Here is a 13,815-nt window from a genome sequence, read left to right as displayed (position 1 = left end):
AGGCGGGTGGCCTCCACCCCGCTTCGGCATGTCCGGAAGCCAGGACGCCTCTTGACAGCCCCGCCACCTTCCGGGCAATCTTCCGTTAAGCAGAAACTAACTTCCGCAATACGGAAGGAGCGCACTATGGGTTACTCGGACCAGCGCTTCGATGTGAACCTCTCGATCCTCTTCACCGAACTCCCGCTCCTGGAGCGCCCCGCGGCGGCCGCCGCCGCGGGCTTCACCGCGGTCGAGCTCTGGTGGCCCTGGACGGAGACCCCCACCCCGGCGCAGGCCGAGCTCGACGCCCTGAAGGGGGCGCTCGACGACGCCGGCACGCAGCTGGTGGGGCTGAACTTCTACGCGGGGCAGCTGCCCGGCCCCGACCGCGGCGCACTGTCCGTGCCCGGCGCGGAGTCGGACCGCTTCCGCGCCAACATCGCGGTGGCGGCCGAATTCGCCGCCTCGGTCGGCTGCCGGGCGCTCAACGCGCTGTACGGCAACCGCGTCGAAGGCGTCGACCCGGCCGCACAGGACGCGCTCGCCCTGGAGAACCTGACCGCCGCCGCCCGCGCGGCCGACGGAATCGGGGCCACCCTCCTGATCGAGACCCTCAACAAGCCGGAGTCGCCGCTCTACCCGCTGGTGAGCGCACCGGCGGCGATCGAGGTCATCGACCGGGTCAACGAGGCGACGGGGCTGAGGAACGCCGCTTTCCTGCTGGACCTCTACCACCTGTCGATGAACGGCGAGGACCTCAGCCAGGTGATAAAGGCTTACGCAGCCAAGACCGGTCACGTCCAGATCGCCGACAACCCGGGGCGCGGCGCCCCGGGCACCGGATCGCTCCCGCTGGAGCAGCTCCTCGACGAGCTGGCGCAGGCCGGCTACGAGGGCCGGGTCGGCCTGGAGTACAAGCCCGGCGACCGGCCGAGCGCGGAGTCCTTCGACTGGCTCCCGGCCGCGGCCCGGCCCTGAGGCCCCGACCCTCTCGTACACACGCTTATCGGAAGGCACCCTCATGAGCAACAACCTCCCCAAGGTCGCGTGGATCGGGCTCGGCATCATGGGCTCGCCCATGTCCGAGAACCTGATCGAGGCCGGTTACGACGTCACCGGCTACACCCTGGAGCAGGACAAGATCGACCGGCTGGTCGCGGCGGGCGGCAAGGGTGCCGGCTCGATCGCGGACGCGGTGCGCGACGCCGACGTCGTCATCACGATGGTCCCCGCGTCGCCGCAGGTCGAGGCCATCGCGTACGGCCCCGACGGCATCCTGGAGAACGCGCGGCCCGGCGCCCTGCTGATCGACATGTCCTCGATCACGCCGCAGACCTCCGTGGACCTGGCGAAGAACGCGAAGGCCAAGGACATCCGCGTACTGGACGCCCCTGTCTCCGGTGGTGAGGCCGGTGCGATCGAGGCCGTGCTGTCCATCATGGTCGGCGGCGAGCAGACCGACTTCGACGCCGCGCAGCCCCTCCTGAACTCCCTGGGCAGGACGATCGTGCTGTGCGGACCGCACGGCTCCGGCCAGACGGTGAAGGCCGCCAACCAGCTCATCGTCGCGGTCAACATCCAGGCGTGCGCCGAGGCCGTGGTCTTCCTGGAGAAGTCCGGCGTCGACCTGGCCGCGGCCCTCGACGTCCTGAACGGCGGGCTCGCCGGTTCGACCGTCCTGACCCGCAAGAAGGACAACTTCCTCAAGCGGGACTTCGCTCCGGGCTTCCGGATCGACCTGCACCACAAGGACATGGGCATCGTCACGGACGCCGCCCGCAACGTGGGTGCCGCCCTGCCCGTCGGCGCGGTCGTGGCCCAACTGGTCGCCTCGCTGCGCGCACAGGGCGACGGCGGCCTGGACCACTCGGCGCTGCTGCGAGCCGTCGAGCGCCTCTCCGGCTCCCAGGTCTGACACCCCCGGCCCCGCCAGAGGGCCCCCGAAACTCCGGGTCGCGGTGGCGCTGACACCTGTCCTGTCGCGCCCAGGCGCCGCCGCGGCCCGGAACCATCTCCTCCAATTTCAACAAACTGTTGACGTTCCGTTCCCGGCGAATCTACGCTCCTGGGGCCGTCAGCAGCCCCAGTACGGAAGGTCTCCATGTCGAAGCGTGTGCTCACGACCGAGTCAGGCGCCCCGGTCGCCGACAACCAGAACTCCGCCACGGCCGGCGCCGGTGGGCCGATCCTCCTCCAGGACCAGCACCTGCTGGAGAAGCTCGCGCGCTTCAACCGCGAGCGCATCCCGGAGCGCGTCGTCCACGCCCGCGGCTCCGGCGCGTACGGCTACTTCGAGGTGACGGACGACGTCACCGGCTTCACCCGCGCCGACTTCCTCTCCGAGGTGGGCCGACGCACCGAGACGTTCATCCGGTTCTCGACGGTCGCCGACTCCCTCGGCGGCGCGGACGCCGTACGCGACCCGCGGGGGTTCGCCCTCAAGTTCTATACGGACGAGGGCAATTACGACCTCGTCGGCAACAACACCCCGGTGTTCTTCATCAAGGACCCGATCAAGTTCCCCGACTTCATCCACTCCCAGAAGCGCGACCCGTTCACGGGCCGCCAGGAGCCGGACAACGTCTGGGACTTCTGGGCGCACTCCCCCGAGGCGACGCACCAGATCACCTGGCTGATGGGTGACCGCGGCATCCCCGCCTCGTACCGCCACATGAACGGCTACGGCTCGCACACCTACCAGTGGACGAACGCGGCGGGCGAGGCCTTCTTCGTGAAGTACCACTTCAAGACGAACCAGGGCGTGCGCTCCCTCTCCGCCGACCAGGGCGCCGAGCTCGCCGGCAAGGACGCCGCCTCGCACCAGACGGATCTGCTCCAGGCCATCGAGCGCGGGGTCAACCCGTCGTGGACGCTGCACGTGCAGGTCATGCCGGCCGCGGAGGCCGCCGACTACCGCTTCAACCCGTTCGACGTCACCAAGGTGTGGCCGCACTGCGACTATCCGCTGCAGCGGGTGGGCCGCCTGGTCCTCGACCGCAACCCGGACAACGTGTTCGCCGAGGTCGAGCAGGCCGCGTTCTCCCCGAACAACTTCGTGCCGGGCATCGGCCCGTCGCCGGACAAAATGCTGCAGGGCCGGCTGTTCGCGTACGCCGACGCGCACCGTTACCGGCTGGGCATCAACCACACCCAGCTGCCGGTCAACGCGCCGAAGGCGGCCGTCGTCGACAACTACGGCCGCGACGGACTGCACGCGACGCGCTACGGCTCGCGCCAGGACAAGAACTACGAGCCCAACTCGTACTCCGGTCCCGCGGAGACCGGCGCGGCCCTGGCCGCCCCGTTCGCCGTCCACGGCTGGACGGGTACGCACGAGGCGCCGGCCCACACGAAGGACGACGACTTCTTCCAGGCGGGTGAGCTCTACCGGCTGATGTCGGCGGACGAGAAGGACCGTCTGGTCGCCAACATCGCCGGCGGCCTCTCCCAGGTCACCCGTGACGACGTGATCGAGAAGAACCTGGCCCACTTCCATGCCGCGGATGCCGACTACGGCACCCGTGTGGAGGAGGCGGTCCGCGCCCTGCGCGAGGACTGAGCCCTCCCTCCCCCATGGGCCCTGCCCGTGCCGCGCACACTCGGATGAGGGGTCGTGCGCGTGCGGGCAGGACGAGGCCGCGGCGGCGGACGACGCCAGTGCGGTGGCGAAGGCCCGGACGGCCCGGCTTCTGACCTGAAGAAGCCGGGCCACCGGACCGGTCACCGCCGCCGCGGCCCCCTGTTCACAGGGGCGCTGCGCACGGACGACTCCGTGCGCAGCGCCCCTTTTTGGCGCCTCCGGGCGAGTCATCTGAGTACGCGTACGGATGGGACACCGCCGACGGCGCACCGAGGATGGCCCCATGACTACGACGCGGGTGCGGCCCGCCCCGTCCGGCCCGCGCGGCGCCGTCAGAGGCCTCCTCGGCCTCCTCCTCGTCCTCGCCGTCCCCGCCTGCTCCGCCGAGTACCGCGCCACGAGTCCCGAAGAGGTGCGCGAACTGGCGGCCGGAACGCAGGCGCGAGAGGACCGGAACGTGGCCGAGCGGCATCTCCGGACCGCAGTGCGCGCCTACGACACGGACACCCCTCTCACCCTCGGGCTGGTCGCTGTGAACGACACGTGCATCGGCGGGGCGGAGAAGGAGTGGTTCTTCCAGTCCGGCGACGACCGGTACAGGATCCGCTGCTCCATGGACATCACCGCCTACTACGGCGCCGACCCGAAGCGGATCGGCGACGTCCTGGAAGGTGTCCTCACCGCCGGCTCCCATGACGTATCCGCGTCTCCCCCGGGCCCGATCCCGTTCGGCCGGGACGACTACCGCGGACGCCTCGTCGACTACTACCGGGGACACGGCGCGAACCCGACGGGCCCGAACACCCCGGAACCGGCCCACCTCTTCGCCCCTCCGCAGGACCTGTCCTGGGACACCCTGCGCAGCAGCCCGCAGACACTGGTCGGGGAGAGGGGGCGGTGCGCGAAGGGCGATCCGCCTGTCACACGGTGCCTGCGTGAGCCGGCAGCGGGAACGGTCGCGGACATGCGCAAGCGGTACGGGATGGTGTTCGAGCTGAGGATTTCGGCCTCTGATTACCACGTGGTTTTCAAGGACGGCTAGAAACACCATGCCGGCCCCGGGACTCACCGACAGGGTCGGGAATCCCGGGGCCGGAGCTCCGGACGGGCGGGCCGGGTGGTCAGGAAACCGTCAGCGCACGGATCGACGTCGGCGCGTGGCCGGGCTCCGTCGCCACGTCCTCGAACTCGTTGACCGACGCGATGTCCGTCCCGCTCATCGAGATGTTCGTGACGCGTTCCAGGATCGCCTCGACGACCACCGGCACCCGGAACTCCGCGGCCAGCTTCTTCGCCTCCTCGAACGCGGGCAGCAGCTGGTCCGGCTCGGTGACCCGGATCGCCTTGCAGCCGAGGCCCTCGACGACCTTGACGTGGTCGACGCCGTAGACGCCCAGCTCCGGGGAGTTGATGTTCTCGAACTCCAGGTTGACCTGGAAGTCGATGTCGAAGTTGCGCTGCGCCTGGCGGATGAGCCCCAGGTAGGAGTTGTTCACCAGCACATGGACGTACGGGATGTGGTGCTGCGCGCCGACGGCGAGCTCCTCCAGCATGAACTGGAAGTCGTAGTCGCCGGAGAGTGCGACGACCGATCCTTCCGGGTCGGCCGTGGCGACGCCCAGCGCGGCCGGGATCGTCCAGCCCAGCGGCCCTGCCTGGCCGCAGTTGATCCAGTGGCGCGGCCGGTAGACGTGCAGCATCTGCGCGCCCGCGATCTGGGAGAGGCCGATCGTCGTCACGTACCGGGTCTCGGGCCCGAAGGCCCTGTTCATCTCCTCGTACACCCGCTGGGGCTTCAGCGGCACGTTGTCGAAGTGGGTGCGGCGCTGCAGCGTGGCCCGCCGCTCCTGCGTGGACGCCGCCCACGCCGACCGGTCCTTCAGGGTGCCGGCGGCCTTCAGCTCGCGCGCCACCTCGACGAAGAGCTCCAGGGCGGCCTTGGCGTCGGAGGCGATACCGAGGTCCGGGGCGAAGATCTTGCCCAGTTGGGTGGGCTCGATGTCGACGTGGACGAACGTCCGGCCGCGGGTGTAGACGTCCAGCTTGCCGGTGTGGCGGTTGGCCCACCGGTTGCCGATGCCGAGGACGAAGTCGGACTCCAGGAAGTTCGCGTTGCCGTAGCGGTGCGAGGTCTGCAGGCCGACCATGCCCGCGTTCAGCTCGTGGTCGTCGGCGAGGATGCCCCAGCCCATCAGGGTCGGCACGACCGGGACACCGGTCAGCTCGGCGAACTCCACCAGGAGTTCGGCGGCGTCGGCGTTGATGATCCCGCCGCCCGCGACGAGCAGCGGACGCTCGGAGGCGTTGAGCATCTCGACCGCGCGCTCGATCTGCTTGCGGGTCGCGGCGGGCTTGTGGACCGGCAGCGGCTCGTACAGGTCGGGGTCGAACTCGATCTCGGTGAGCTGCACGTCGATGGGCAGGTCGATGAGGACCGGGCCGGGACGGCCGGTGCGCATCAGGTGGAAGGCCTGCTGGAAGACGCCGGGGACCTGGGCGGCCTCCAGGACGGTCGTGGCCGCCTTGGTGACCGGCTTGGCGATCGACGCGATGTCGACGGCCTGGAAGTCCTCCTTGTGGAGCACCGCCGTGGGGGCCTGGCCGGTGATGCAGAGGATCGGGACGGAATCGGCGATGGCGGAGTAGAGGCCGGTGATCATGTCGGTGCCGGCCGGACCGGACGTACCGATGCAGACACCGATGTTGCCGGCCGCCGCCCGGGTGTAGCCCTCGGCCATGTGGGAGGCGCCCTCGACGTGGCGGGCGAGGGTGTGGTGCACCCCGCCGGACGCCTTGAGTGCCGCGTAGAACGGGTTGATCGCCGCACCCGGCACACCGAACGCGTTACTGACGCCTTCGCGCTTGAGAATCTCAACTGCCGCTCGGGCAGCGGTCATACGAGGCATTGAGTGCTCCTGCTCGGACCTGGTGGATTCGGGCTCTGTCGCGCCACCTGAGAGCACCAATTCCGCATTACGGAAGTTCTGTTCTGCTATGTGGAATCAATCTAGGACGGAGTCGTACGGTCGTCAAGGGAGGACGCCGGGACGAAGTGCGCCAACCTCCTCCCCCAGGACCTCGCTCCTGGTAGACCATGGGGGTACGGAGCGCAGTCGCCGCGACCATGACGGCAGGAGGGGGCGGACGGTGGAGTCCTTACCGGTGCACTGCCCGGCCTGCGGCCGGGACCACGCGTACATCCCGCCCGTCTACCCGTGCCCGTGCGGCTCCCCGACGGCCCCGCCGCTGATGCGGGGCGCACCGGTCGAACCCATCACCCACCGCACCTGGAACGACGACTGGGTGAGCGTGCGCTGCTCCGCCTGCGGGCGGCGCGACCAGTGGCCGCATCCCGAGCTGTGCTGCCCCTGCGGCACCGTGCTGCGGATACCCGTGCGCCCGGTGACCCCGCACGGCACACCACCCGCCGCGGCCCGGCCGTCCGGACCCACCCACATCCCGCTGCCGCGCACGGCCGCGCACCCGCGCCCCTCGTTCCGGCCGATGGTGATCCGCACCGCGCGCGACGCGGTGAGCGCCGCCGCGCTCTATCTGAAGTGGCTGGGCTACCGCGAGGTCGTCCAGCCCGAGGTGCGCCCCGCGTCCCGGATCGACCTCCGTGCGTCCGGGCTCATCGCGCAGGTCGACTCCACCACCCGGCCGACCGTTCTGCGCGATGTCGAGTGCCTCTGGCTCAACGCCCTCAACGCCTCGGTGTCGGGCGTGCTCTTCTCCCTGGCCGGATACGCGGAGGACGCCCGCTCACGCGCCGACGGTCTCGCCATCCCGCTCTTCGTCATGGACCTCACGGGGACACCGCAGCCGGTGAACAGCCCCGCGGACGAACTCATCAGCACGGGACCCTGACCACCCGTCATACTGGGGCCCATGCGCATCCGCCCGGCCCGGCGCCCGGAACTCCCGCTGCTCCAGGACATCGAGAGCGCCGCGGGCGAGCCGTTCCGCGAGGTCGGCATGCCGGCCGTCGCCGATGACGAGCCGCCGCCGCTCGCCCTGTTGGAGAACTACCGCCGCGACGGACGCTGCTGGGTCTCCGCGGACGAGACCTCGGACCTCCCGGTCGGGTACCTGATCGCCGACCGCGTGGACGGCGCCGCCCACATCGAGCAGATCTCCGTCGATCCGGCAGCCGCCCGCCGGGGTGTCGGACGCGCCCTCATCGACCATCTCGCCGGCTGGGCCGAGGCGGAGGGACTGACCGCACTCACCCTGACGACCTTCGCCGAGGTTCCGTGGAACGCGCCATACTACGCGCGCCTCGGTTTTCGGACACTGGCGGACGACGAGCTCGGCGACGGGCTCCGCGGGATCAGGTCGCAGGAAGCCGAACACGGCCTGGACCGCTGGCCGAGGGTCTGCATGCGCCGCGATCTCCCCACCGTGACATCGAAATGATTTCGGTCACGTGTGCCCCGCGAGCCTCATATGTTCGGACCGTTGTCAGTATGGGGACGTACAGTGAAGGCATGGTCTTAACTCCTCGGCTTTCACCTCACTCCACCCCTGTTTTCGCGACCCAGCCCACCCACCCGTCCGCCGTCGAGGCGAACGAGGCGATTCGCGCACTCGTGGACGCCCGCGCGGGCCAGGACTGGTCGTCCGTGGAGTCGGCGACGTACGAGGTGCTTCTGATCGAGTGGGCGGCCGCGACCAAGGGCATCGACTGCGACGTCATCGAAGCCGCCTGACCCCTGCCCTACCGCCCCACCCGGCGCCGTGCGCGACGCGCACCGTCCAAGCGGTGCCCTACGCGCCGTAGTTCTCCCGCAGTTCGACCTTCCGGACCTTCCCGCTGACCGTCATCGGGAAGGTCTCCAGGATCTGCAGCCGACGCGGGATCTTGTAGTGCGCCAACTGCTCACGGCAGTACGCCGTCACCTCGTCCAGCGTCGGCGGATCGGCCGGGTCGCGGGGGATGACGCAGGCCAGGATCTCCTCGCCGTACGTGGCGTCCGGCACCCCGACCACCTGAACGTCGGCGATCTTCGGATGACCGTAGAGGAACTCCTCGATCTCCCGCGGGTACACGTTCTCACCGCCGCGGATGATCATGTCCTTGATCCGGCCGACGATCTGGACGTATCCGTCCTCCCGCATCACCGCGAGGTCCCCGGTGTGCATCCAGCGCCCCGCGTCGATCACCTCCGCGGTCCGCTCCGGCTGGTCCCAGTAGCCGAGCATCACGCCGTACCCGCGGGTGCACAGTTCACCGGGCCCTCCGCGCGGCAGGGTCACGCCCGTCACCGGGTCGATCACCTTGACCTCCACATGCGGCAGCACCCGGCCGACGGTCCCGGTACGGCGCTCCAGGTCGTCGTCCCGGCGCGTCTGGGTGGAGACCGGCGAGGTCTCCGTCATCCCGTAGCAGATCGACACCTCGTCCATGTGCATCTCGGCGACGACCCGTTTCATCACCTCGACCGGGCACGGCGATCCGGCCATGATGCCGGTGCGGAGCGAGGAGAGGTCGTAGTCGGCGAAGCCGGGGAGGTTCAGCTCCGCGATGAACATGGTGGGGACGCCGTAGAGGGAGGTGCAGCGCTCCTGCTGGACGGCCGAGAGCACGGCGGCGGGCTCGAAGGACGGGGCCGGGATCACGATGCAGGCGCCGTGCGAGGTGATGCCCAGGTTCCCCATGACCATGCCGAAGCAGTGGTAGAAGGGGACCGGCAGACAGACCCGGTCCGCTTCGGTGTAGCCGACCGTCTCCCCCACGAAGTAGCCGTTGTTCAGGATGTTGTGGTGGGAGAGCGTGGCCCCCTTCGGGAAGCCGGTGGTACCCGAGGTGTACTGGATGTTGATCGGGTCGTCACAGGACAACTCAGCTTCACGGAGCGCGAGTTGCTCTGACGTCACGGTTGCCGACGCAGCCGTCAGTTCGTCCCAGGTCGGGTCGCCGATGTAGTGGACCGCGCGCAGGTCCGGGCAGTTGGCGCGGACCTGGCCGACGAGGGCGCGGTAGTCGCTGGTGCGGTGGGCGAGCGACGCGATCAGCAGGGAGATCCCGGCCTGGTGGAGCACGTACTCCAACTCGTGTGCGCGGTAGGCCGGGTTGATGTTGACCATGACGGCACCGATGCGGGCCGTCGCGTACTGGACGAGCACCCATTCCGGGCAGTTGACCGCCCAGATGCCGACCCGGTCGCCCTTGGACACCCCGGACGCCATCAGTCCGCGGGCCAGTTCCTGGACGGCGGCGCCGAATTCGGCGTACGTCCAGCGGCGCCCGGACACCACGTCGACCAGGGCCTCGCGCTCCGGGAAGGCGTCGACCGCCCGGTCGAGGTTGCGGCCAATGGTGTCGCCGAGCAGTGCGGTACCGCCGGTGCCGTGCGCGTAGGACAGCTCGCTCATCGCAGGTCCCCTTCATCGAACTCGGTGCCCGCGCCCTGGGCCGTACGCTCCCGCAGTTCGATCCGGCGGATCTTGCCGGAAACGGTCTTGGGCAGCTCTGCGAACTCCAGCCGACGGATGCGCTTGTACGGGGCGAGGACCGCCCGGGAGTGCTCGAACAGCACCTTCGCCGTTTCCGGGCCGGGCTCCCAGCCCTCGGCGAGTACGACGTACGCCTTGGGTACGGCGAGGCGCACGGGGTCGGGTGCGGGCACGACCGCGGCCTCGGCCACCGCTTCGTGCTCCAGCAGGGCGCTCTCCAGCTCGAACGGCGAGATCTTGTAGTCGGAGGCCTTGAACACGTCGTCGGCGCGGCCCACGTACGTGATGTAGCCGTCCTCGTCCCGGGCGCCGATGTCCCCGGTGCGGTAGTAGCCGCCCGCCATGGCCTCGGCCGTACGTTCGGGGTCGCCGTGGTAGCCGGTCATCAGGCCGACGGGGGCGGCCGACAGGACGAGGGCGATCTCGCCCTCGGCCACGCCCGCCCGTCCGGAGACCGGGTCGAGCAGCTCCACCTCGAAGCCGGGGCTCGGGCGTCCCATCGAGCCGGTTTTCAGCCGCTGGCCAGGCGTGTTCGCCACCTGGACGGCGGTCTCCGTCTGGCCGAAGCCGTCCCGGATGGTGACGCCCCAGGCGCGCCTGACGGTCTCGATGACCTCGGGGTTGAGCGGCTCGCCGGCCGCGACGACCTCGCGCGGCGGCGTCCTCAGCTGTGCGAGGTCGGCCTGGATGAGCATCCGCCACACGGTCGGCGGCGCACAGAAGCTGGTCACCGCGGAGCGGTCCATCTCCGCCATCAGCCGGGCCGCGTCGAAGCGCGTGTAGTTGAAGATGAAGACGGTGGCCTCGGCGCTCCAGGGCGCGAAGAGGTTCGACCAGGCGTGCTTGGCCCAGCCGGGCGAGGAGATGTTGAGGTGCACGTCGCCGGGCTTGAGACCGATCCAGTACATCGTCGACAAGTGGCCGACCGGGTACGAGACGTGGGTGTGCTCGACCAGCTTGGGGCTCGCTGTCGTACCGGAGGTGAAGTACAGCATCAGCGGTTCGTCGGCGTCGGTCTCACGGTCGGCGGTGTAGGTGTCGGGCGCCGCGTCGGCCCCGCTGTACGGGAGCCAGCCCGCCACGTCCTCGCCGACGGTGATCCGGGTGTAGTCGCCGGGCACCTCGTCGAACTTCGGCGTGTCCTCGGACCGTACGAGAACGTGACGGACCTTGCCGCGCTCGACCCGGTCGCGCAGGTCGACGGGGCCGAGCAGCGGGGTCGCCGGGATGACGACGGCGCGCAGCTTCATCGCGGCGAGGGCGGTCTCCCACAGCTCGGTCTGGTTGCCGAGCATGACCAGGATCCGGTCGCCCTCCCGTACCCCCTGGGCACGCAGCCAGTTCGCGGCCCGGTTGGAGCGGGCGGCCATCCGGGCGAAGGACACCTCGGTGCGCCGGCCGTCCTCCTCCACGATGTGCAGGGCGGTCCGTTCGTTGTTCTCGGCGATGACGTCGAACCAGTCCAGCGCCCAGTTGAAGCGGGCCGGCCTGGGCCATGCGAAGCCGGCGTAGGCCTTCGCGTAGTCCTCGCGGTGTTCCAGCAGAAAGTCCCGAGCGGCCCGGAACGTCTCCGTCGCGCTGGTTGCCGGCATGTGCCCTCCTCGTTGCGGACCCGTCCTCTAACATCATGTGAACAGTGACCCGGATCTCACCACCCCCGAACGGGGGTGGTGCGGGCAGGACCCCACGGGGCGGAGAGACATCGGCGTGCCACAACCGGCCGAGGCGACGGAGATGCAGGCGGCTCTGCTGAGGCTGCGCCGCACGAGCGGGCTGCCGGTGGTCTTCGGCGGGCTGCTGTCCGACCCGCGCCACGCACGGATCGCCGAGCTGAACGGGGCGCAGACGGGCGCGTTGCGCGGGCTCGTCATCTCCGCGGGCAGCGGGCTCGGCGGCAAGGCGATCGCGCTGTCGCGGCCGTGCGCGGTGACCGACTACGCCTCCTCGCGCCACATCAGCCACGAGTACGACACCGCTGTCGCGGCGGAGGGTCTGCGCTCGGTCGTCGCGGTGCCCGTCGTCGTACGCCGCAAGGTGCGGGGCGTGCTGTACGGGGCGCTGCGCGAGCCGCTCACGCTCGGCGACCGCACGTTCGACGCGGCGGTGTCGGCGGCCCGTGACGTGGAGCAGGCGCTGGCCGTGCGGGACGAGGTGCAGGAGCTCCTGGCGACGGCCCTGGAGCAGATGACCGGTCCGCACGCGGATCACGGCACCTGGGAGGACGTCCGCGAGGCGCATCGCGAGCTGCGGGCCCTGGCGCCGAGGATCGTCGACCCGGCCCTGCGCGACGAGCTCCTCGTGGTGTGCGGGCGGCTCGCTTCGGCTGCGGGGGCCAACCGGCACCCGGCGGCCCGGCAGGTGAGGCTGGCGCCGCGCGAGACGGATGTGATCGCCTGTGTGGCGGCGGGGGCGACGAACGCGGCGGCGGCCGAACGGCTGGGACTGCGGCCGGAGACCGTGAAGGGGTATCTGCGCTCCGCGATGCGGAAGCTGGGGGCGCACACCCGGCTGGAGGCGGTGGTGGCCGCGCGCCGGGCAGGGCTGCTGCCGTAGAGCTCCCGGCCGCACCGACTGGCGCGCTCAGTCGCCGAAGTCGACGAACGGGGCGAACCTTACGTCGTACGCGCCTGCCCGCGACATCACCGCCATGAGGTCCACGGCCTCCTGCGTGATCTCCTCGCGTTGCGCCCGGCCGAGTCTGCCGAGGGGCTGGACGGTGACCGTCGCGTCGTCGGCCGTTTCGTCGAGGCGCCAGATCGCGGCCAGGAAACCGTCCACCAGGACCGTTCCGTAGGCCTGGTTGCCGACGCCGTTGCGCCCCTTGTACGCAGGCGGGACGATCCGTGTCCGGTCGGCGTGGCCGAGCAGTACGTTGTCGAACTCGGGCAGGAAGCGGGGCGGCGCCGGTACGTCCGGGCCGGGACGCGGGGCGTCCGGCAGGTCGAAGAGCTCGACGCCGTGTTCGTCGCGGAAGGTGACCAGCTGGGGTCGCAGCCGTTCGAAGACCTCGCGCAGCCGGGTGAGGCCCGCCCACATCTGCATGTCCTTCACGGAGGCCGGTCCGAAGGCGCCGAGGTAGCGCAGCACGGTCCCGTCGGGCGCGGCGGCCGGCTGCGTGGCCCTGCCGAGCCAGTGCTCGACCGTGGTCAGTGCGACCTGTCCGCTGCGTCCCCACATTCCGCGCGGGGTGACCTGGACGAGCGGCAGCAGGCAGCGGGCGGCCACCGACAGGGACGGCGGGTCGGCGTCCGGCCAGTGCACCGTCAGCTCCTCCCGCAGCTCCTTCATCGTGCGGGGCCGTTCCTCGACGAGCTCCTTGGCGAAGGAGGCGAGCCGGTCCAGGTCCACCCCGGTGAGTCCGCGCCGGAATACCTTCAGTTCCCGGTCGCGGGCCGGCTGGACCAGGGGACGCAGCGTCAGGGCGTCGTCGGCGGTGTGCGTGTGGATGGTGGAGCGCAGGGTGACGATCCTGACCACCTCGCGGGACTCCATGAGCGCGGAGAGCTCGGCGGGATCGAATCCTTCGAGCCGGGCGAAGAGCTGGAAGTACGGCGGTCGGGTGTTCTGCGCCTGCAGCCCCACCAGGCGGGTGACCGCGTCCTTCGCCGGCAGGGCGGTACGCCGGAGGAGCAACTGGCGCTCCAGGGTTGCCCGGTTGAGCGCGCGGCTGGAGAGCACGGGGGCATTTTTCGCGACCATGGACCGCACGCTACGCGGCAGGGTGTACACCGGCGGTCGAGTCCGACACACGTGCCGGGCGGCGGCACCGCGGACCGGGGGCCCCGCGCCCTCATGAT

The 13,815-nt window shown here is 70.4% G+C and carries 12 protein-coding genes; 8 read left to right on the top strand and 4 right to left on the bottom strand.

Annotation, left to right across the window (positions count from 1 at the left end; all coding sequences use genetic code 11):
- Positions 1 to 126: 126 nt before the first annotated feature.
- The 4 genes from ACFW9O_RS19790 to ACFW9O_RS19775 all read left to right on the top strand — a co-directional run bounded on the left by ACFW9O_RS19790 (position 127) and on the right by ACFW9O_RS19775 (position 4,604).
- A complete protein-coding gene (locus ACFW9O_RS19790) occupies positions 127 to 960 on the top strand; it encodes a TIM barrel protein (RefSeq protein ID WP_384610910.1) in 834 nt (277 codons plus the stop codon).
- 43 nt (positions 961 to 1,003) lie between these two features.
- Positions 1,004 to 1,897, top strand: coding sequence for a 2-hydroxy-3-oxopropionate reductase (locus ACFW9O_RS19785; protein WP_351182163.1), 894 nt, complete (start codon positions 1,004 to 1,006; stop codon positions 1,895 to 1,897).
- Between the two features lie 186 nt (positions 1,898 to 2,083).
- Entirely contained in the window at positions 2,084 to 3,541 is a 1,458-nt protein-coding gene (locus ACFW9O_RS19780) for a catalase (RefSeq protein ID WP_384610908.1), read from the top strand.
- 304 nt (positions 3,542 to 3,845) lie between these two features.
- Positions 3,846 to 4,604: a hypothetical protein gene (locus ACFW9O_RS19775; protein WP_384610906.1), complete on the top strand. Its 759-nt coding sequence runs from the start codon at positions 3,846 to 3,848 to the stop codon at positions 4,602 to 4,604.
- A 79-nt stretch (positions 4,605 to 4,683) separates the two neighbouring features.
- Here ACFW9O_RS19775 and gcl read toward each other — a convergent pair whose 3' ends face one another.
- Positions 4,684 to 6,468 carry a glyoxylate carboligase gene (gcl, locus tag ACFW9O_RS19770; RefSeq protein ID WP_384610905.1) on the bottom strand — a complete coding sequence of 595 codons (1,785 nt, stop codon included), beginning with the start codon at positions 6,466 to 6,468 and terminating at the stop codon, positions 4,684 to 4,686.
- 241 nt (positions 6,469 to 6,709) lie between these two features.
- Here gcl and ACFW9O_RS19765 point away from each other — a divergent pair, with 241 nt between their 5' ends.
- The 3 genes from ACFW9O_RS19765 (at position 6,710) to ACFW9O_RS19755 (ending at position 8,271) form a co-directional block, all read left to right on the top strand.
- Complete coding sequence (locus ACFW9O_RS19765) at positions 6,710 to 7,429, top strand: hypothetical protein (RefSeq protein WP_384610904.1); 720 nt, start codon at positions 6,710 to 6,712, stop codon at positions 7,427 to 7,429.
- A 21-nt stretch (positions 7,430 to 7,450) separates the two neighbouring features.
- Positions 7,451 to 7,978 (top strand): GNAT family N-acetyltransferase, encoded by a 528-nt coding sequence (locus ACFW9O_RS19760; RefSeq protein WP_384610903.1) that lies wholly within the window; start codon positions 7,451 to 7,453, stop codon positions 7,976 to 7,978.
- A 71-nt stretch (positions 7,979 to 8,049) separates the two neighbouring features.
- A complete protein-coding gene (locus ACFW9O_RS19755) occupies positions 8,050 to 8,271 on the top strand; it encodes a hypothetical protein (RefSeq protein ID WP_384610902.1) in 222 nt (73 codons plus the stop codon).
- A gap of 58 nt (positions 8,272 to 8,329) precedes the next feature.
- Here the strand turns inward: ACFW9O_RS19755 and ACFW9O_RS19750 are convergent, their stop codons facing one another.
- Positions 8,330 to 9,937, bottom strand: coding sequence for an AMP-binding protein (locus tag ACFW9O_RS19750; RefSeq protein ID WP_384610901.1), 1,608 nt, complete (start codon positions 9,935 to 9,937; stop codon positions 8,330 to 8,332).
- A complete protein-coding gene (locus ACFW9O_RS19745) occupies positions 9,934 to 11,610 on the bottom strand; it encodes an AMP-binding protein (protein ID WP_384610899.1) in 1,677 nt (558 codons plus the stop codon). The genes ACFW9O_RS19750 and ACFW9O_RS19745 overlap by 4 nt, the downstream gene beginning before the upstream one ends.
- Positions 11,611 to 11,752: 142 nt before the next feature.
- Here ACFW9O_RS19745 and ACFW9O_RS19740 point away from each other — a divergent pair, with 142 nt between their 5' ends.
- The gene (locus ACFW9O_RS19740; RefSeq protein WP_384611289.1) at positions 11,753 to 12,571 is read left to right on the top strand and encodes a response regulator transcription factor; all 819 of its coding nucleotides are present in this window, start codon (positions 11,753 to 11,755) and stop codon (positions 12,569 to 12,571) included.
- A gap of 27 nt (positions 12,572 to 12,598) precedes the next feature.
- On the opposite strand, the gene ACFW9O_RS19735 is transcribed toward ACFW9O_RS19740, so the two are convergent.
- The gene (locus ACFW9O_RS19735) at positions 12,599 to 13,717 is read right to left on the bottom strand and encodes a winged helix DNA-binding domain-containing protein (protein ID WP_384610897.1); all 1,119 of its coding nucleotides are present in this window, start codon (positions 13,715 to 13,717) and stop codon (positions 12,599 to 12,601) included.
- Positions 13,718 to 13,815: the final 98 nt, after the last annotated feature.

The sequence above is a fragment of the Streptomyces sp. NPDC059499 genome (genome assembly GCF_042749285.1).
Lineage (GTDB): Bacteria > Actinomycetota > Actinomycetes > Streptomycetales > Streptomycetaceae > Streptomyces.
This window is presented reverse-complemented; position numbering and strand designations above follow the sequence as displayed.